Source organism: Paenalkalicoccus suaedae, assembly GCF_006965545.2.
Classification (GTDB): domain Bacteria; phylum Bacillota; class Bacilli; order Bacillales; family Salisediminibacteriaceae; genus Paenalkalicoccus; species Paenalkalicoccus suaedae.
In genome coordinates this window covers 650,968-671,293 of the sequence record NZ_CP041372.2, presented here as the reverse complement: position 1 = coordinate 671,293, position 20,326 = coordinate 650,968, and the positions used below count along the sequence as shown (strand labels likewise).

The window sequence follows — 20,326 nt, the reverse complement described above, 5'->3', positions numbered from 1 at the left end:
GGCATGTTGGACTTACATGATTGATTAAAAGCGCGCCTGGAGTTGCTTTATGCGCGAATTGCCACTGTATCTTAAATATGTCAGGTTTGCTCGTGCTGGTTGAGGTTAAATTTGTCGGTTTTTTCATTAGATTTAGGTGTGTATTGGGTTTTGTACATAGATTATGGACTTTATTTTAGAGTTATGTTCCTTATCCTGAAGTTATGTTCCCCATTTCGATTTTATGTGCCGTCTTCCGGAGTTATGGACTTCTACCCACCGAAGTATAAAAAAGTAACTTTCATCCTAACCCCTCTCACCCCCAACCAGAAAAAACCGCCTTAGCAAAATCTCTACTAAGCGCGGCACTTTAAACAATCTATCCGATTTTTGTCCCGTTAGCTATAGGCTCATCTATATTCAACAAGACCACGTCACCTTCGCCTGGCATCCCACCTAAGACTAAGACCTCTGATTTAAAACCTGCTACTCTCCGAGGTGGAAAGTTCACTATGGCAATGACTTGACGCCCAGGCAGATTGGCCGCGTCGTAGCGCTTTGTAATTTGTGCGCTGGACTGTTTCACACCTATCTCATCCCCAAAATTAATTTTTAGCTTATATGCTGGGACTCGTGCCTTCTCAAGCTCGCTTGCCTCTATGATTGTGCCTACCCTTACATCCAACTTCAAAAAATCTTCAAACGTTGCCACCATTCTTACCTCCCTTAAAATAATCCCTCATATTGTCTCGCAATTCGCACTATTTTACAAATAATCTTTTTTAGAAACTTGTGTAAGCCTTCTCTTTTCTGTCATAGCAATGAATTTGCTACTTAAATGTAGTTAATGGACCCAACTAAACATATTTAGCCGTTTATATCGTGTGAAAATGTGGGTATGGAAAGCAAAGTGGTTTCAATTTCTAGATATGGAAGGGGGATTACCTAACAAATTTGATCTGTTAGGTACAACAACATACTATGGCCAATTATTCGTATGAAACAAAAAAGCCAAGCATTGTATTTTTCATTGCAGCACCAATTGTTCTATTGTTTGTTTTATGGGGCTTCTTTGGTCCGGGTTCACTGGAGAATGCATCAAGCGCGGGGTTAGCGTTTACGCTTGATAACTTCGGTTGGTTCTACATGCTTTCAACTGCACTATTCATTTTATTTGTACTCTTTTTAGCAATCAGTCCTTATGGAAAGCTTCGACTTGGGAAGCCAGACGAGAGACCGGAGTACAACTTTTTCACTTGGCTCGGTATGCTATTTTCTGCCGGGATCGGAGTAGGCTTTATCTTTTGGGGTGTAGCCGAACCAGTACTTTATTTTTATGATCCACATCCAGATTTTGTAGGAGCATCAGAGGGAGAGTTAGCCACTGCCGGGCTTCGCTACGGTGTATTTCACTGGGCGCTGCATCCTTGGGCTATCTTCTCGTTAGTAGCATTAACGCTTGCTTATGTACAGTTCCGCAAAGGACAACCTGCACTTATTAGTTCTGCTTTCCATCCCTTAATTGGAGATAAAGCATATGGACCATTTGGTAAAGCGATTGATGTTTTAGCCGTACTTGCTACTGCTACGGGTGTTGCCACAACATTTGGACTTAGCGCCTTGCAAATTTCAGGCGGGCTCTCTTATTTGTTTGAGCCTATTCAAAATACATCCATGACTCAGTTTACGATTATCATCATTGTGACTATTTTATTCATCTTTTCCGCCGCAACGGGCGTAAATAAAGGAATTAAGATATTAAGTAATATTAATTTAAGTGTCGCTGGAATCCTTTTATTGTTTGTTATCATTACTGGCCCTACGCTATTTATCGCACAAAGCTTTGTCACAACAATTGGTGGCTACATATCAAACGTGACAACGATGAGTTTAGATTTAAATCCCTTTGGCGATGGAGAATGGTTAGGCAACAATACGATCTTCTTCTGGGCATGGCACATTTCCTGGGCACCATTTATGGGGATATTTATCGCTCGTATTTCTCGCGGACGTACGATTCGTGAGTTTGTAGCAGGCGTACTTATCGTCCCTTCTATCTTAGCTGCAGTATGGTTCACTGCTTTTGGTGGAACTGCTCTAAATATGATTTTAAGCGGTAATGAAACGATCGGTGATATGGTTGTTGGTGATGGTGGAGAGGTAGAACTTGCCTTGTTCGCCACGTTAAGCCAGCTACCTCTTAGCACCGTTATGAGTATGCTAGCTGTGTTATTGATCCTCATTTTCTTTATCACATCAGCAGACTCGGCGTCTTACGTACTAGGTGCCATGACAAGTAACGGTAGTTTAGATCCTAAGCTTTGGGTAAAAGTTGTTTGGGGCTTCTTAATTGCTGGTACAGCATCTGTTCTATTAATTAGTGGTGGACTCGACGGCTTGCAAACTGCCTCTATCATAGCCGCCTTGCCGTTTGCCTTGGTCATGGTCGTCATGCTTGCGTCGCTCATTGTGATGATGACAAAGGATTTAAAAGCAGATGGTATAAGAACGAAATTTAGAGAGCGTCGTCGTGTTAAAAAAGAAGTATACGGCGGCATGAAAGATAATGTATACGATGACTTCAAAGAAGACTTCCGCGACGATGTTTATGATGATATGAAAGAAGACGTTTATAAAGAAGTGAAGCAAGAGATCAAGGAAGAGGTCAAAGAAGAAGTATATGAACAAGTAAAAGATGAGGTATACGACGATATTAAAGAAGAAGTGTACGAAGAGTTTAAAGAGAAAATATATGAAGATCTACGAGAAGACTTCTCTTCTTCGGAAGAAGAGAAGAATGTGGATCCATCTCGTAAAGAAGATAAATAATATGGAACGTAAAAAATATGATTGACGTTTGCCACGATTTTCCTTATACTACTCGTAACAACTAAAGGGGAGTAGCCATAATCGAATGAGTCGTCATTACAGGGAAAACCTCCCTCGGTTCATTCGGACAGCAAATTGCTGCCGGCAAGACCTTTACCGCTGAGGTAAAGGTCTTTTTCTTTTACCTCAAATTGACTAAAAGGGGTAATGGAAATGGTGGCATTATTGATGGAATACGGTTGGACACTACTCGTTTTAATCGCTCTCGAAGGACTACTCGCCGCAGACAATGCGCTCGTGCTCGCGATGATGGTCAAGCATTTACCGGAGGAAAAACGTAAGAAAGCGTTGTTTTATGGACTGTTCGGAGCATTTGTCTTTCGCTTTGCTTCTCTGTTTATGATCTCGTTTCTTGTAGACGTATGGCAAGTGCAGGCCATTGGGGCCGCGTATCTCCTCTTCCTATGTATTAATCACTTTGTTCGTAAGCAAGTACAGCATCGCCTTCGCCCAAGTACGGACGGATTTTGGAAAACCGTCTTTAAGGTAGAGCTCGCGGATATTGCTTTTGCAGTAGACTCTATCTTAGCAGCTGTTGCTCTTGCCGTTGTATTACCTGCTTCAGGATTACCAACAGTTGGAGGCATGGACGGTGGCCACTTCGCTGTTATCTTTATTGCCGGTCTTGCCGGAATTACAATGATGCGCTTCGCCGCTCACTGGTTCATTCGCTTATTAGAGAAGCGACCACAGCTTGAGCACGTATCGTATCTGATCGTAGGCTGGGTTGGTGTAAAGCTTCTCGTTTACACACTCGCACATCCTGCGATCGGAGTCCTAGATTACCACTTTCCACACAGTCTTTTATGGAAAGCCCTTTTCTGGGGAGTCCTGTTGACCGTATTCATAGGAGGGTTCTTCTGGGACAGCTTCCCTTGGTCGAGAGGAAAAAGGGTTGAAGTAAAACCACAAGTAAAAAAGCTTTAATAGAAGGTTAATGAAACGTGGATCTCCTAGATGGGGATTCACGTTTTTTGGTGCAGCAGGGAATTGTGCCGTATTTGTACCTTTAACTTCTGTTTGTGCCTCCGTCTACCTTGTTTGTTCCTCCTACTTTCGTATGCACCTCCGTCCACCTTGTTTGTTCCTCCTTCACCTTTGTTTGAGCCTACTGACACACGGTTTGAACCTACTGACACATGGTTTGAGTCTCCTCGTACCTCGTTTGTTCCTTATACTTTCGTATGCACCTCCGTCCACTTCGCTTAGTCCACCACACCCCCTTTCCTCAAAAACACAAAAAAATCCCGCTAGCTCCGTAGCGGGATCATGTCGATCGATTAGTTATTTAGTTGCTTGTCAGAGTATCCGAATGCCCATGTTAAGGCGAATGCTACACCGATTGCAATAATGTTTGTAATACCGTATAGCAACAATGTGTTCAGTTCCCCAATGTAAAGGAGTATTCCTGGAATTACCGTAATCGCCATACCAGTAGCTTCTAGGTTGAATAAAGCTGCGAAGAAACCACCTGCAGCACCACCTGCAAGCCCCATTAAGAATGGCTTCCCGTAGCGTAAGTTTACACCAAAGATAGCGGGCTCAGTAATACCTAAGAATGCAGATAAAGATGATGGTAAAGCAAGTGCTTTTAGCTTTGCAGATTTTGTCTTAAGACCAACTGCAAGTGCTGCACCACCCTGCGCTGCGATACCAGCTGTGATTAATGCGTTAAATGGGTTTAAGCCATTGTCTGCAAGAAGCCTGATTTCAAATAAGTTGAATAAGTGGTGAACCCCTGTAATAACGATTACTTGGTGAAGTCCCCCAATAATTAGACCACTTAAACCAAATGGTAGCTCAAGAACGAAGCTTGCTCCTGCCATGATTCCTGCTTCTACTGCTGAGAAAATTGGACCAAGTACGAAAAGTGCTGCTGTGATCATAATAAGTAACGTTAAGAACGGTGTTAAGATAAGATCCAATGCTTCTGGAATACGGTTTCTCAACCATTTTTCGAGCTTAGCCCCTAAGAAACCTGCGATGAAGGCTGGGATTACGGATCCTTGATAGCCTACTACTGGAATGAATTCTAAGAATCGAAGAGGTTCAGCATCGCCAGAACCTACGTCATACGCATTTGGAAGCGCAGGGTTAACGAGCATAAGTCCGAGCACAATACCGATAACCGGACTACCTCCAAATACGCGGAAGGTCGACCAGGCTATGAGCGCTGGTAAGAAAGCAAATGCCGTATCCGTTAATACGTTTGTATATAATAGGAAGTTATCAGAAATAGAATCAGGTGTTAATCCAAAAAGGGCCAGGATTTCCGGTTGTGTAACGAGTCCACGGAACCCCATGAAAAGACCAGTTGCTACGAGTACTGGAATGATCGGAACGAAAATGTCACCGAATGTACGCAATAAGCGCTGGAACTTGTTGCCTTGTTGCTTTACTTCTTCTTTTTGCTCACCTTTTGACGATTCTGATACACCTAGACCGATAACTTGCTCGTGAATTCGGTTTACTGTACCAGTTCCAAAGATGACTTGGTACTGACCGGAGTTATAAAACGCTCCCTTAACCTTGTCAATCTCCTCTACCTTCTCTTGATCGATCTTTTCCTTGTCTTTTACCATAAGGCGAAGACGTGTCGCACAGTGAGCGGCAGTATCAATGTTTTCTTTTCCACCTATGGCTTCAATCAGTTCTTCCGCTATGCGGCGGTTTTCATCTGACATGATAGAACCCTCCTATATAAATTTTATAAAAAATAACAGCGTTGTGTAATCGATTCCACAAAGATTTAAAAAGAATAAATCGCTTATGTAATCGATTCCATGACTATACTAAACTATTTCGTTCAATAAGTCTATACCTCATAAGAGATTTTTCGACTTTTTTTTCACCATTTTGGAGGTTGTTTAGTAAAAGCCTCGCTGACAGTATACCCGCCTCTTCATGGAAATAATCCACAGTTGATAAGGAAGGAGTCACATATTTAGATAAATCTGATGCCCCTATTCCTATAATGGCAATATCTTCAGGAATCTTCAAGCCATTTGCTTGTAAGTATTGCATCGCACCGATTGCTAGACGATCGGTTACTGCAAAAATGGCGGTTGGCTTAACTAAAGACTGCATCATTTGTTTAGTAGCTGTTGCACCAGAGTCGATATCGAAAATCGCCTCTTGCATCCATCCCTCCTCAATCGTTACCCCACTTTCAGCCATCGCATCTAGGTAAGCTTGTTTACGTTCGACGCCGACAGCCTGGTCCTGTTCATGTACACCGATAAACCCAATTTTTTTATGTCCTTTGGCAAAAATCGCGTTCATAACTGCCTTTGCTGCATGGTAATCATCGTACAACACTGATGAGTTTCCTTTAATATCCTGTCCTAGTACGACAACAGGGACCTCCGCTTGATGAATAGCGTTTAAAAGTGGCTGTTCTCTATTCGTTGCTACTAGGATTATTCCATCTACACGTCTGCTTTGAAGCAGCTTTAGATGCTCGATCTCTCTTTCCATCGATAAATCAGAGCTTGCTAATAGTATTTGATAGCCGTTGCTATTTAATTCGCTATTTATTCCATCTACAACGCGACTGGATGTTTCGGTGCTAATTTTAGGTAAAATGACACCAATTACCTTCGTGCGTTTTAGTCGAAGAGATTTGGCTTGCTCGCTTGGTACGTATCCGGTCTCCTCAATAGCTGTCATGATTCGTCTTTTTGACGCTTCACTCACATATCCTGAATTGTTTATAACTCGAGATACAGTCGTTCGTGAGACTCCAGCTCGTTTGGCGATATCATTAATTGTTACCATTTCCTCACCTCACTTCTAATTTAAAATTCTAACACCTCGGAACTTTCCCTCACAAGTCTTTTAGCTTCCCTAAGTAATTATAGTTATGTCGAACGATATTTTGCCAAAATTCTTAAATATAAGTGGCTTTATTCTCCTTTATAGTGTATCTTTAGACCTAAGAGTCTAAATGTATCTATTTGCCTAACTAACATTATTCTCTGGATATACCCAAACTAACATTTAGGAGGAAAAAGACATGAACCTAGCTATGGAAGCAGACACTAGTTTGCGCAAAAACATGTTGAAAAATCAGCTTAAAACGACCATCCGCAAGAAATTAATTCTAGCAATTATTGCTGCAACTGTCTTTAGTTTAGTAATGGGTGCCCCTATCGCGTATATCCAAACGTTAATTTTTTCATCAGGAGTATTAGAGGTGTTAGGTACGCAGGTTTATAGTTTGTTACGAACTTACTTTACGATTATCGTGAACTTGTTCATTATGATCACATTTTTATTGGTTAGCCTACGATACGTTGTGCTTAGGCCTATTCAAGCAATGAATCGAACGCTTCATGACATACATGGAGAACGAATCGATTTATCCAAACAAATCCCGGCACCATCCAAGGATGAGTTAGGTCAGCTTGCTACAACTGTTAACGGCTTAAATGCTTCTATGCTAGAAGTGATTACTTCCGTTCGAAACTCCGCCATGGAGGTTGCAGAATCAAGCGAACAAAACGCCGCTGCCGTAGAAGAGATCAGTGCCGCCTCTTACGAAGTAAAAAGTAGCGCGGAGACACTCAAAATGCAAGCTTCCCATGGGAATAATGCCATAGAAGAGGTTTCTCAAGCATTATTAGAGCTATCGTCCTTAATTCAGATTGCAAAAGATAAAGCTACGGCCGCAGAAAAAAATACGGCAATCACGATCGAAGCATCAGAGGCGGGAAGAAATAGATTAAACGACGTTCACGAACAGATGGCTAATATTAAGCGTGAATCAGCTGCAACAAAAGCAAAAGTTGAATCACTGGAAGCTTATTCAAAACAAATTCACTCCATTGTCGATACGATTACCCAAATATCTGAACAAACGAATCTTTTAGCTTTAAACGCAGCTATCGAGGCAGCACGAGCTGGCGAAGCTGGAAAAGGCTTTGCAGTAGTTGCCGATGAAGTACGAAAACTTGCTGAGCAAACATCAAAAGAAGCAGATAATGTAACAACTATCATAAATGAGATAACAAATACAACGTCTCAAACGGTAACAGCGATTGATCGTAATGAACAATCGGTTATTCACGGTGAGGCAGAAGTAACAAAAACGAGTGAAGCGTTAGAGCGTATCTTTGCAGCGGTTGAAGACACTGCAACAGATATGAATGAAATTAAGAGTGTCACAACAGAAGAGGTAGCTACATCAGAGAAAATCGTTTCCCTTATTGACCTTTTAGCAACATTCGTAGAAAGTACAGAAAAGAGTGCGATTGAAGTTTATGAGTCTGCTAACGAAACTAATTCAACGCTTGAAGGTATTACAGCAAATGTGGAAGAAATGAGCCGAATGGCAACGAACTTGACAGAAGTAGTAGACATCTTTCATTCAGAAAAGGAGGCATCAGCATGATCAAGGAAATAAAATTAATACATAATGACGTGCATGTGAAGTTGCACGGAGAAGTTTACGTAAGTGATGCTTCCTTATTACGCGAAAAACTCCTTCCATATGTAGAGGAAGGAAAAGCAAATTTCCATTTCGATTTTAGTGAAGTGACGTTTATCGATAGTGCTGGATTAGGTGTTCTCGTCGCAATACATAAACGAGCTACCCAAAATAATGGCGAGGTACGTATTTTAAATGCACGCGGTTCCGTGAAAGAGATTTTTACGTTAACAAGGCTTCACCATGTCTTCCAGATGGGTGAGTAGATAAGCTTATGATAAACGTACCTTCCGAACTACTACTTACATCAAAATCGCTACATGTATTCTTACTTAAAGAAAAGCCTGTATTAGAGAGAATGTTGCGAATTGCTTCTACATCACTACGTATAAAGAAGGTTGGTCTCACACTCGAAGCAGTAGATGGATACGTTAGCTTCCTATATGAGGAGCATAAAGGTTCGACAATAAATAACCGTCCTTCATCGAGTCTTTTTAGTGAACATCTATCGTGTAATAAGCTGCTTCCTTCAACAATCTTCCATGCTTATTTCGTTCTCTTTACCCAAAACACACAAGAGCGTTTATTGGCGGAGAACCCTTTAGTAGAGGATTTGATTCATACATTGGCCACAATGTTCGATCACTCTGATAGTGGTATGGAAGCAATTAAACAGCACCTAAATCAACAGCAACAAATGCTTGATACGCTTCAGGATGTCATTATTGTCATGGATAGATCCGGTCGATTAATAAAGTGGAATAAACAACTGAGAGACAAAGCAGCTACGCGAATTTCCATAAAACCAGGTAAGCAAGTAGCAACGCTTTTCAACAACATTCCAGAAGAAAAGCTACAAAGATTAATGGAAGAGGGCAAATCAAAGCTCGAACTACAGTTTAGAGGGAATATGATAACAGACAAGCTCTTCACTCCACATATTTGGAGACTGACGTATCGCCCCTCCTCCCAAACCTTTATCTTAGTCGGTAAAGATATCTCTAAAGAACTGGACCTACAGCAGGAGCTTATCGTAGCAGGAGAGGTGCAAAAAAGCTTTTTGCCTGCTCCTGTTGCCAATAAGCAAGTAACGATAAAAACGATTTATGAAGCTGCAAATTATGTGAGCGGAGATGGCCTTGGTTATTTATGGCTTGATAATGGCAAACGATTATTTATCTACTTGCTAGACGTGATGGGACATGGAGTCCCTGCAGCCATCCAAACATCCGCTATGCAGTTATTAGTAGAGCAGGTCGGTAAGGAACCTATTTCTTTATCAGCCAAACTACAAAAGATCAATACGAAAAGCGTGGAAATCCTGACAAGCGATTACTTTGCCGCGGCGATCATCGTCGAATTAGATGTGCATACTGGAGTTGGTAGCTATACTTCTGCTGGTATAAATCACTTCGTCTATTCTCATAAAGGCATTATTAAAAAAGTAAAAACACCAGGCTCTTTCTTAGGACTATTTCCAAATATTCCGTTTGAGGAAAATGAGATATGTTTTAACAGTGGTGATCATCTACACCTTGTTACAGACGGTCTTTTTGACTCTATCGATGCAGGTATTTTACAAACAAAAGGCTCCTATCATGCCGTCTATCAGCACCTTAAGACCTTAGCACACATCAGTCACGAAGATGATGCCACTGCCGTTTCCATATTTATTAAATAGTCAAAAGGTAGGAGTTGAGAGGAAAGTGAGTGTTCCCACCATGAATCGTATTTACATCGTAGATATTAGCCATTCGATTTTAGACTATGAACTAAAGATGAAGGAGATACGAGAGTTTATCTCTAATTACCTTCATTCAAGTATGGATTTGTTTGATGTCGCAGTAAGTGAAGCTATAATGAATAGTGTTGAGCAAGCAATGAGACTTGGAATTACAGGTGGCGCTACTCGCGTGAAGCTCCGTTGCTTCAACCATCGTATGCTCGCTCGTGTGAAGGGGCTTGGTCCTGGTTTTGAAGGTAATGATCGAATCAAAGAGATTCGCGAAAATCGGGAGCGTTATCTAAAGAAAACATTATTTGAAGAGTCAGGAAGAGGCTTACTCATTATGGAAGCCGCAACAGACTATCTCCTGTACAACAGCTATGGCAACGATGTGATTTTAATTAAAAAGAAGCATCGTTCAGTAGTAGGGGGAGAAAATACGTGATGCGAAGTAAAGTAATCGAGGCTGTTTTAATAAAAAAACACTTGATCGAGGCATAGCCTGATCAAGTGTTTTTTTCTTTCCTGCTTCCTATATCTACGACATCGCAGACAATTATAGAGCAGTTACGTTCGCTGCTTGTGGTCCGCGGTTGCCTTCAACGATTTCGAATTCAACGTCTTGACCTTCTTCTAGTGTTTTGAATCCTTCTGACTGAATAGCAGAGAAGTGTACGAATACGTCGTCTCCATCTTCACGCTCGATGAATCCAAAACCTTTTTCAGCATTAAACCATTTTACTTTGCCTGTCATATGAACGGCCTCCTTAGAATCTTTGAAAACTGTAAACCCTTTCATGCCTTGCTTATTACGAGGCCGAAAACTGTTACCGAATTCAAATTATTACGTCTATTATACTAACACATTGCAGAATTGGGAGCAAGCTGTAAACAGCATTTTTCTCTATTTTTTGCTAAAATACGGCTATACACCAGCATGTTAAACGCTTTCACATTTTTTCTATTCAGAGGCTTGCACATCGATTAATTGCCTAATTTCATGGTAATGATCCTGCGTTCTCTCATCTGCCTGACCTTCCTCACGCGTCACCGAATAAGCTGCTTCTATATAAATCTCAAGTTGCCCAGGGTCTACTTCTACTTGTATCGTTTCCCCTCTTGCTTCTTCGTCTTCCGCTAAGCGTACTTCAGCAGATAATGCATCGGCTTGATCTTCTGTCTCGTCTTCCGCTCTAACATACAACTCTTCGTCATTTGCGTTGGTAATAGACGTTACCCAAGCAATGTCGTCCTCGTATTGGAATAGCAAATCCTCTTCCCCTCGATAAGTCAGGACAGGTGTAACATAAAGGGTTCCCTCCGCATAAATCGGTTCGACAGTAAACCTAACATCCTCATGCGGACCTGCATCCCCGCAGCTACGAAACGTGATCACAGATAAAAGTGTAAACATAACCCCAAAAATTTTCATCGTAATTCCCCTTTTTCAACTAACATTCAACTTCCATTTTACGCTTCTCGTGGGGATTACTTCAAGGGGATATTTCCCTTTTTACCCTGTGAGTTTCACACTGGCTTTAGTATCTACAATAATAGTGACGTTCTTATGATGCTTTAAAAAGGATGCCGGGCACGTTGGATTCGGTTCTAAATGAACCATATCATAGATAGCCTGAGCTTTATGTTCACCTGATGCTAATAGAACAATTTCTTTACTTGCAAGGATCGTTTGTATTCCCATTGTAATCGCATGGGTTGGAACATCCTCTCTCTGCTTAAAGTAACGAGAATTCGCCTCTCTCGTTTCCTCCGTTAGCTTAACAATATGCGTTTTACTATTTTTGTCGACGCCTGGCTCATTAAAACCGATATGTCCATTCTCGCCGATCCCGAGAATTTGAAGGTCGACGCCTAAAAAGTGTATGAGCGCCTCGTACCTTTTACATTCTTCTTCTAAATCAGAAGCAACGCCATTAGGTAAATGCGTATTAGCTAACGGAATATCCACCTCATTAAAGAGAAGCTTGTTCATCACCTGCCGATAGCTATTCGGGTGCTCTGGCGCAAGGCCTACGTACTCATCTAAATTGACCGTGTGCATATTCGTCAGATCCTGTTTTTGGAGGAAAGGGATGAGCTGTTCGTATAGTCCCTTTGGTGTGCCTCCTGTTGCAAGCCCAATCGTATGAATATCCTTAAAGCGCTCCAGGATATAACTCGCTGCGCGTTTACTCATGTCGTCATAGTCAGTTGCATGAATAATTCTCATTCTGCATTCTCCTTCTTATCAAAAACGAGCTTTCCATTCACGTACGTTTGCATGATGTCAAACCTCTCATTGACGATAATAAAATCAGCATCAAAGCCAAGAGCTATGCTACCTTTACGATCACCTATCCCAAGCTTTTTAGCCTGGTTTGTTGAGGTCATTTTCACTAGTTCTGCCAGACTACACGACGTTACTTCTCTCATAAGAGCAGCCGCCTCGTTCATCTTTAATACGCTACCGGCTAATACATCATTTGATAGACGCGCTTCCGATCCTAGGACCGTCACCTCTTGACCTCCTAAGTCAAAAGCGCCGTCGCCCATCCCTTTCGCTCTCATCGAGTCTGTTATGAGAAGGAGTCGATCTGCTCCAATTGTTTGAAAGCAGAGTTGAACGGCTTCCTTCGAAGCATGATAGCCATCTGCGATGAGTTCAACCGTTAACTCGGGCCGTAAAAATGCTGCACCAACCACTCCCACCTCTCTATGATGAAACCCGGTCATAGCGTTGTACAGATGAGTGATGTGACTTGCTCCGGCTACAATACTTGCAGAGGTCTCCTCATATGTAGCTTCTGTATGACCAATGGAGACAGTAACTCCTTCATTTGCAAGCCGTTTTATCTGTTCATCGTGATCAAGCTCTGGAGCTAGTGTGATGATTCGTAATGCATCTCCATAGGCAGCTAAAAGATCGTCTATATGGTTTTTATTCATCTTTAAAATATGCTCAAGAGGCTGAGCACCCCGCTTATTTGGATGGATAAATGGCCCCTCCACATGAGCACCAAGAATCGTAGCACCACTTTCGTGCTGTCCCATTTTATTCTGAATTAATCCTCCTATATGCAATAAATTGCCAAAATCACCCGTCAATGTTGTTGGCAAAAAGCTTGTGGTGCCTTCTTTTACAAGCGCACGTTGCATAGTATCAAGTGCTTCCTCTGTACCATCCATCACGTCAGCATTTGCTATCCCATGAATGTGCACATCTATAAAGCCAGGCAACAGATAGCATGGCTCATTAAACGTGAGATGCTCTATCTCTGAGTGATTATCGGCAGTATCGGTAAACTTACCGCCCTTAATCGCAATAATTGGATCCCTCTCTCCAGTCTCTCCAATCGTTACGTTGTGAAACTGTCTCATCATCAAATCCCTCCATAAGATATCAGGTTGTCTAGACCACTAGTTTAATTAATTTTATCATACTCTTCTTTATCTGGACAGAAAATAGTGTGCAAATAAAAAAGAGCCCTTAGTAAACAGGCTCTTCTATCTAATCGCTTGCAATTATGCCGTAACGGTCTGTAAAATGTTTTTCTCCAAAAAGAATGAGAGACCATCTTTTTCATGATCTAATGTGACGAAATCTGCTACTGATTTTAGTACGTTATTTGCGTTACCCATAGCAACTCCTGTACCGCACTGCTTTAGCATTTCTACATCATTTGGTCCGTCTCCGAATGCCATTGCTTCTGCACGTTTAATGCCGTACTTATTTAAGAGGTACTCAATTGCTGACCACTTCGATACATTTTTACGAACCAACTCAAAGCCATCATCCCAACGTATGAATTCACAGTCCTGCCCGTATAAAGCCGGATCCAACGTAATATAAGAATCGGAACGAATGCTGTACTTTAATACTTTTTCAGGACTCACATTTTTTAAATTACCAACAAATCTCGGCTCACGTTGACTTTCCCGCGTCCACTCTTTAACAATGCTGTCATTAGTCGCACAGTAGAGTCCATCCTCCGCATGAATCATCATATTGCGTTGATTGCACATAAGTAATGCTTCGTGTAGCTGGGGCTTTACTGCCATTGTTCGTAAAAAGAGTGGGTCCAAAGAAAACCAATCATAAACCGCTGCACCATTTAAACAAATCATTGGCGTTTTAAGTTCAAGCTCCTGATGATAAGGAAGCGTAATATCTAAATGCCGACCTGTTGCTAAAAATACGTTTACGCCTCTTGCTCGCAGGCGGTCAATTGCACATTTATTTGCCTCGGATATTTGATTATCTTTTGTCAAAAGCGTACCATCCATATCAATAAACACTGCTTTAATGTTCATCATCCATCCTCCTTACCAGTATAGCCTTCCACATTATCTATTCTATGCCAAGACTATGAATGTAGTATGGAGATAGAGTTAGAATGTTATGACGATTGTTAAGTGTATGTAAATAATAAGGTTTAGTTAATCAACATAGCTAGAATATTGTCTTATTCCATAGATAATTAACGTATTTACATGATGATTACGCTATCATCTAGTTTGACATTTTCACATAAAGTGATACAATACCTTTGTTCTGATCGGACCGGGACCTCCACGGGAGGACCCAAAGAACATAAAAAATAGAAAGAGGTGCAACATTGAATTACGTAGAAAAACTGAAAAATGAATGGTTTGGGAATGTGAGAGGTGACGTACTTGCCGGAATAGTCGTTGCGTTAGCATTAATCCCAGAAGCAATCGCATTTTCTATTATCGCTGGAGTAGATCCAATGGTAGGGCTTTATGCTTCGTTCTGTATCGCTGTCGTGATCGCATTTGTAGGAGGACGTCCTGGAATGATCTCAGCAGCAACTGGAGCGATGGCGTTGCTTATGGTTACCTTAGTAGCAGATCACGGTATCGAGTATTTACTCGCAGCTACTATCTTAACAGGTATCATCCAAATACTTTTTGGAATCTTTAAGCTCGCTAGATACATGAAGTTTGTCCCACGCTCTGTGATGATTGGATTTGTGAATGCACTTGCTATTTTAATCTTTATGGCTCAGCTACAGCACTTTGTAGATGAGACATGGGTGATGTATGGGTTAGTTGCTTTAACTCTTGCCATCATCTATATTTTGCCGAGATTTTTTAAAGCAATTCCATCTACGCTCGTTGCGATTGTTGTCGTAACAGCCATCGTATTAACGATGAATATTGGCGTGCGAACTGTAGGAGATATGGGTGCATTAACGCAGACATTACCTATGTTTGCGCTACCTAACATCCCACTTAACTTTGAGACGTTAGCGATTATCTTTCCTTATTCATTAGCTTTAGCTATTGTTGGTCTTTTAGAGTCTTTGCTCACTGCATCTATTGTAGATGACATGACCGATACTCCTTCTGAGAAGAATAAGGAGAGTCGCGGACAGGGTATTGCGAATATCGTAGCTGGCTGCTTCGGCGGTATGGCTGGTTGCGCGATGATTGGCCAATCGGTTATCAATGTTAAATCAGGCGGTCGCGGTCGACTGTCTGCGCTTGTAGCTGGAGTTGTATTAATGATTCTCATCGTTGTACTAGGCAACATTGTCATTCAAATCCCTATGGCCGCTCTTGCCGGAGTCATGATTATGGTATCGATTAGTACATTTGATTGGGGCTCTGTTCGTCATATTAATCGCTTTCCACGTACCGATGCCATTGTTATGGTTGTAACAGTTGCAACAGTTTTATACACTCATAATCTTGCCATTGGGGTATTTACAGGCGTTATCTTAAGTGCGATTTTCTTCGCTGCTAAAGTATCAAAGGTGAAGGTAAAGGAACACTTCGATGAGAAGACAAAGACGCTTACGTATGAAATACATGGTCAATTATTCTTCGTCTCAACAACGGATTTCTTAGATAAGATCGATTTTCAAGCTGACACAAAAAAGGTCATTCTTGATTTGACTCACTCTCACTTATGGGATGATTCAGCCGCAAGCGCTATCGATAAGATCGAGTCTAAGTTTGAGCAACGCGGAATCAAGGTCGAGCTTTACGGATCAAATGAAGAGAGCTCTGATTTGATGAAGCGTGTCGGAGGACTTAGTAAGGCCTCCGGACACTAATAAGGGGAGAGACTATGTTTAATCGCCTACTATTAGCGATCGACGGCTCTAAAAATAGTGTAAGAGCTACAAAAAAAGCGATCGAGCTTGCGAAGTTACAGCTCCATTCTCGAATAGAAATCTTATATGTAGTAGATGGGAAGAAATCTAGAGAGGATATTCTCCATTATGGAGATGCCGCTTCGTATAAGCGCAAACAGCTCCTAGCTCCATTTGAAGATATGATGAAGACGAAACGAATTACCTATCACACAACTATTTTACACGGTAAAGATCATGTCGCAGAATCGATTATTGATTTTGCCAATAGCGGCGAATTCGATGCCGTAGTTATTGGAAGTCGTGGATTAAATGCCTTGCAAACGTTGGTGCTTGGCAGTGTCAGTCATAAAGTCATGAAGCATGTAAAAGCACCAGTTTTACTGGTTAAATAGTAAAAAGCGGTGGAGCAAAGCTCCATCGCTTTTTTTATTATCTCGCCATCGGTCTTTTTTGTTCCCCTTCTTCATAAAAAACAGCTTGATTTCTCCCCAATTCTTTCGCAGCATATAAAGCACTATCAGCGTGATTCAGTAGATCTTCTATAGAGTTTGCCTCCATAAACGAGGTAGCTGTGTAACCACCTAAACTAACAGTCACGTGATCTGCTACTGTAGAAGAACTGTGCTCTATATCCACTTCCGTCATCGATCGTACAATCGCTTCGCCTATAGGTTTAGAATCAGCATGAGAGTAGGCCGGTAGAATAATAGCGAATTCTTCTCCCCCATACCTTGCCACCACTGCACCTTCCGGGGTCGCTTTTTCCAACGCTTGTGCAACAGCTCGCAAACAGGCATCACCAGAAACGTGTCCATACGTATCGTTGTATTTTTTAAAACAGTCGATATCAATTAATAATAAGCTTAATGGGTAATTATCAGTTGTTGCCTGTAAATAAACCTCTGAGAGTCTTTTATCAAAATAACGCCTGTTTGAAATGTTTGTTAAACCGTCCATATAGGATAGTTTTTCAAGCTTTGAATTTGCTCGTCTGAGTTCACTACTTGACACATACAGTTGTTTTTTCATCATAGTGAAATAATGCGCCAATTGATGAATCTCGTTTTTTGAAGATGGATTTGCTCCCTCAATAGGCTTATCGTCCTTCCATTCTCCATTAGCTGCTTGCTTGACATCCTCTAACATGGATGTGACAGGGGTAGTTAATGTTTTAGACAAATAAGTTGCTACAATACTAATGATGATAATTGTGACTGCTACAAGAATACTTACGAACAAATAGAACTGATTACGTAGAGCTGAGGCTGTAACGAACGCCTCTTCGATTGGCTCCTCAATAATGACCGTCCAATCCAATAATTCCAGCTGTTGAAAAGCTCCAATCACCTCTCTACCATGGCTATCTTCGTACTCAGCCGTTCCGTTAGGATCTTGAAGCAATTGCAGAATCTCGGGTTCCACTCTATCACCAGGGGCTTTGCGTAAAGTCTCTGTCATAACGATGCCATTTGAATCAACTAAATACATTTCGGTTTGACCCTGTTCGTCTGAAATCCCTACGCGCTCAATTAATCGATCAATTAGGATAGCCCCTCTTAAAACCCCAATTACTTCCGAACTATTAACTATTGGCACCGATAATGCAATAATTCTATTTCCTGTTGCTCGTGATTGGAGCGGATCTGAGATAGCAGGAGAACCATTTAACGAACGTATAAACCACTCTCTGTCTACTGCTAAAAAATCATTTGCTTCCTCCGAAGAAAGTATAGCAGCACGTTCATTTGATGATATGACACCAACAACCCCTGTACCTGTTGTATCAACAAAATAAAGAGAATCATAGTTATCCCCAATGTCTGCTTTATTTGTCAACAATTCATTCATGCCGTCTATATTACTTTCCGTGAAACTATCGATTGAAGCCATGAATTCAAGCTCCCTAAACCTATTTGTTATAAATCGTTCAAAATATATAGAGTCCGCTAAAAGAAGTGTTGTCATTTCGTTTGCTTTTTTATCTATTAATGCCTGCTCTGTAACGTTTAGCTGATACGTAATTAACCATCCTAGTAGTAGTAATGGGATTAATGTTAAGAGCATAAGCCAAAACAATAACTGTTTAGAGAGCCTCCATTGTCTCCATGTCATCTGAACTCCCCCGATGTATGCAATAAATATAATGATTATATGTATGAAATTAGTAGCTCATATAAGGACTTTAGTACCCTTAATTACCAGTAATGAAACTACACCAGAAAATCAGGTAGACGTAAGTCCTATAATCGCATAAAAAGAGCTGTTTTTCAAAGGAAATGGTAGTATCCTTTAAAAACAGCTCTTTTTACCTGTATTTAGTTGTTTAACCAGATGACGGCGCCTCTTTAACAGCACTTGATTTCTCTCTAGGCTTAAAGAATAATCCTCTATCTCTATATAAGAAATAAACGGAGAGTAAGAACGCCAATACATCAGCTATCGGGAAGGCTAACCATACGCCCCACACGCCAAAGAACTGCGGCAAGATAAGCACAAGTGGAATTAAAAATAACACTTGGCGAGCCATCGATAAGATAAGCGCAGGTTTTGCCATTCCAAGAGATTGGTATAAACCGCCGCTTATTACTTGGGCCCCTATTAAGATACCCGCAGCAAACATGATTCTCATTCCGTCCGTTGCTGCTTCGATAACTGCGGCGTCAGCTGTAAAGATACGAAGTAGTAGCTCCGGTAAGAGCATGATAGCTGCAAATACAACGATCGAATAAATGGTTACAACCTTTAATGCAAGCAGAATGACCTCTCTCATCCGATCGTATAGGTTTGCTCCGTAGTTGTATCCAACGATTGGCTGCATTCCTTGTAAAATCCCCATCATAGGCATTAATGTAAACATCATGACTCGTTGTACGATACCAAACACTCCGACGTAAAATTCGCCGCCGTACCTGATAAGCATGGCATTGATCGCAATCATCATCACACTCGCTGACACTTGTCGTACAAAGGCTGGAAGCCCTACAACAAAGACTTCCTTTGATAAATTGTATCTCGGAATCATTTCAGAGAGGATGATACGAAGTGAACTTCTGCCTGCTAAATAATAGTACAACACGTAAATAGAGACGATCCCTTGTGAAATAACAGTGGCCACAGCAGCACCTTGCACGCCCATACCTAACCAAGCGATAAAGATTGGGTCTAAAATAATATTAATGACGGATGGGATGATCATCGTGATCATCGCAAATCGCGCATTTCCCTCTGAGCGAATCATCGCGTTTGTCGCAAAAGCAAACGAGAAAAAGATCGTTCCTAATGTGATGGGAAAGATATAGTCGAGAGCAAGCGCCATTAAGTCCGGTGTTGCTCCAAATAAGACAAGTAGTGGTTCAAGCACGGTAAATGCTGCAATGACACCGACAATCCCCATAATGATAATCAGGGATAGTACCGTATTGAATACGCGGTTCGCTTCCCCTTCACGCTTTTCCCCAAGGCGTCTCGAAATCACAGAAGAACCACCAATACCAAGCGCTGCTGCTATAGCAAGCATAATCATCATAACTGGACCAGCGATTGTCGCTGCCGCTACCCCTTCAATCCCGACGAAATACGAGATAAAAATGGTATCGACCACGTTGTACAATACCATCACAACCATACCTACAATGGCTGGTATGGACATCCGTTTTAACAAGGATGGAATTGGCTCTTCTGCGAGCATTTTACTCTGCTGTTGTTGATCCATCGTTTATTCCTCCTCTTGCACGTTCGCCTTCATCCGTTTTAAAAAGCTGTGAATGATTTGTATTTCTTCCTTCGAAAATCCCTTCAATAGCTCCTCTTCCGAATCAAGCATTCGTTGCCACATTTTTTCTTCTAGCTCTTTTCCTGCTGAAGTAATCGTAACGAGCTTACTTCGTCGATCTTCCTTACTTTCATGTTTTTCGATGAGATTCTTCTTTAACATTGACTCAATAATCCCATTCATCGTAGACCCTTGGATAAATAGCTTCTTAGATAGCGCAAGCTGCGACTGTTCTCCAAATTTATTGAGTAAGTAGAGTACCTTTAGTTGCGCTCTGGTTAAATCGTGCTCAGCTAAGGAGCTTTGATACTTATTGTGAAGTAAATGCGTGACTACCCCTAGCTGATAGCCTACAATTTCCTCCATATTTCGATTCATTAATTAGCCTCCTAAGTAAAATACCTCAAAAA

19 protein-coding genes are annotated in these 20,326 nt (G+C 41.4%); 8 read left to right on the top strand and 11 right to left on the bottom strand.

What is annotated here, in order from left to right:
• Nucleotides 1-358: 358 nt before the first annotated feature.
• Nucleotides 359-691, bottom strand: a complete 333-nt coding sequence (gene csaA / locus FLK61_RS03845) for a chaperone CsaA (RefSeq protein ID WP_176011127.1) — start codon at nt 689-691, stop codon at nt 359-361.
• Between the two features lie 269 nt (nt 692-960).
• Here csaA and FLK61_RS03840 point away from each other — a divergent pair, with 269 nt between their 5' ends.
• Nucleotides 961-2,808: a BCCT family transporter gene (locus tag FLK61_RS03840; protein WP_176008212.1), complete on the top strand. Its 1,848-nt coding sequence runs from the start codon at nt 961-963 to the stop codon at nt 2,806-2,808.
• Between the two features lie 207 nt (nt 2,809-3,015).
• Complete coding sequence (locus FLK61_RS03835) at nt 3,016-3,795, top strand: TerC family protein (RefSeq protein ID WP_176008211.1); 780 nt, start codon at nt 3,016-3,018, stop codon at nt 3,793-3,795.
• Nucleotides 3,796-4,148: 353 nt separating this feature from the next.
• Here the strand turns inward: FLK61_RS03835 and FLK61_RS03830 are convergent, their stop codons facing one another.
• Nucleotides 4,149-5,552 (bottom strand): sucrose-specific PTS transporter subunit IIBC, encoded by a 1,404-nt coding sequence (locus FLK61_RS03830; protein WP_176008210.1) that lies wholly within the window; start codon nt 5,550-5,552, stop codon nt 4,149-4,151.
• Nucleotides 5,553-5,655: 103 nt separating this feature from the next.
• A complete protein-coding gene (locus FLK61_RS03825; RefSeq protein WP_176008209.1) occupies nt 5,656-6,645 on the bottom strand; it encodes a LacI family DNA-binding transcriptional regulator in 990 nt (329 codons plus the stop codon).
• 238 nt (nt 6,646-6,883) lie between these two features.
• On the opposite strand from FLK61_RS03825, the gene FLK61_RS03820 reads away from it, so the two are divergent.
• Genes FLK61_RS03820 through FLK61_RS03805 form a run of 4 tightly spaced genes read left to right on the top strand, consistent with a single transcriptional unit; the run spans nt 6,884 to nt 10,467 of the window.
• Entirely contained in the window at nt 6,884-8,260 is a 1,377-nt protein-coding gene (locus tag FLK61_RS03820; protein WP_176008208.1) for a methyl-accepting chemotaxis protein, read from the top strand.
• Entirely contained in the window at nt 8,257-8,562 is a 306-nt protein-coding gene (locus FLK61_RS03815; protein ID WP_176008207.1) for an STAS domain-containing protein, read from the top strand. Before FLK61_RS03820 ends, FLK61_RS03815 begins: the two co-directional genes overlap by 4 nt.
• An 8-nt stretch (nt 8,563-8,570) precedes the next feature.
• Nucleotides 8,571-9,977: a PP2C family protein-serine/threonine phosphatase gene (locus FLK61_RS03810; RefSeq protein ID WP_176008206.1), complete on the top strand. Its 1,407-nt coding sequence runs from the start codon at nt 8,571-8,573 to the stop codon at nt 9,975-9,977.
• A 40-nt stretch (nt 9,978-10,017) separates the two neighbouring features.
• A complete protein-coding gene (locus FLK61_RS03805) occupies nt 10,018-10,467 on the top strand; it encodes an ATP-binding protein (protein ID WP_176008205.1) in 450 nt (149 codons plus the stop codon).
• 111 nt (nt 10,468-10,578) lie between these two features.
• Here FLK61_RS03805 and FLK61_RS03800 read toward each other — a convergent pair whose 3' ends face one another.
• The 5 genes from FLK61_RS03800 to FLK61_RS03780 all read right to left on the bottom strand — a co-directional run bounded on the left by FLK61_RS03800 (nt 10,579) and on the right by FLK61_RS03780 (nt 14,336).
• Entirely contained in the window at nt 10,579-10,776 is a 198-nt protein-coding gene (locus FLK61_RS03800; RefSeq protein WP_176008204.1) for a cold shock domain-containing protein, read from the bottom strand.
• Between the two features lie 207 nt (nt 10,777-10,983).
• Complete coding sequence (locus FLK61_RS03795; protein WP_176008203.1) at nt 10,984-11,454, bottom strand: hypothetical protein; 471 nt, start codon at nt 11,452-11,454, stop codon at nt 10,984-10,986.
• An 81-nt stretch (nt 11,455-11,535) separates the two neighbouring features.
• Nucleotides 11,536-12,252 (bottom strand): glucosamine-6-phosphate deaminase, encoded by a 717-nt coding sequence (gene nagB / locus FLK61_RS03790; RefSeq protein ID WP_176008202.1) that lies wholly within the window; start codon nt 12,250-12,252, stop codon nt 11,536-11,538.
• Nucleotides 12,249-13,403: an N-acetylglucosamine-6-phosphate deacetylase gene (gene nagA / locus FLK61_RS03785; protein ID WP_176008201.1), complete on the bottom strand. Its 1,155-nt coding sequence runs from the start codon at nt 13,401-13,403 to the stop codon at nt 12,249-12,251. The genes nagB and nagA overlap by 4 nt, the downstream gene beginning before the upstream one ends.
• A 141-nt stretch (nt 13,404-13,544) precedes the next feature.
• Nucleotides 13,545-14,336 carry an HAD family hydrolase gene (locus tag FLK61_RS03780; protein WP_176008200.1) on the bottom strand — a complete coding sequence of 264 codons (792 nt, stop codon included), beginning with the start codon at nt 14,334-14,336 and terminating at the stop codon, nt 13,545-13,547.
• A 302-nt stretch (nt 14,337-14,638) separates the two neighbouring features.
• Between FLK61_RS03780 and FLK61_RS03775 the strand changes: the two genes are divergently transcribed.
• Both FLK61_RS03775 and FLK61_RS03770 read left to right on the top strand, forming a co-directional pair.
• On the top strand, nt 14,639-16,102 hold the full coding sequence (locus FLK61_RS03775; protein WP_176008199.1) for a SulP family inorganic anion transporter: 1,464 nt from the start codon (nt 14,639-14,641) through the stop codon (nt 16,100-16,102).
• A 14-nt stretch (nt 16,103-16,116) separates the two neighbouring features.
• Nucleotides 16,117-16,536, top strand: a complete 420-nt coding sequence (locus FLK61_RS03770; protein ID WP_176008198.1) for a universal stress protein — start codon at nt 16,117-16,119, stop codon at nt 16,534-16,536.
• Nucleotides 16,537-16,573: 37 nt separating this feature from the next.
• Here FLK61_RS03770 and FLK61_RS03765 read toward each other — a convergent pair whose 3' ends face one another.
• The 3 genes from FLK61_RS03765 to FLK61_RS03755 all read right to left on the bottom strand — a co-directional run bounded on the left by FLK61_RS03765 (nt 16,574) and on the right by FLK61_RS03755 (nt 20,294).
• Nucleotides 16,574-18,256 carry a sensor domain-containing diguanylate cyclase gene (locus FLK61_RS03765; RefSeq protein WP_176008197.1) on the bottom strand — a complete coding sequence of 561 codons (1,683 nt, stop codon included), beginning with the start codon at nt 18,254-18,256 and terminating at the stop codon, nt 16,574-16,576.
• Between the two features lie 211 nt (nt 18,257-18,467).
• The gene (locus FLK61_RS03760; protein ID WP_176008196.1) at nt 18,468-19,856 is read right to left on the bottom strand and encodes an MATE family efflux transporter; all 1,389 of its coding nucleotides are present in this window, start codon (nt 19,854-19,856) and stop codon (nt 18,468-18,470) included.
• A gap of 3 nt (nt 19,857-19,859) precedes the next feature.
• A complete protein-coding gene (locus FLK61_RS03755; protein WP_176008195.1) occupies nt 19,860-20,294 on the bottom strand; it encodes a MarR family winged helix-turn-helix transcriptional regulator in 435 nt (144 codons plus the stop codon).
• Nucleotides 20,295-20,326: the final 32 nt, after the last annotated feature.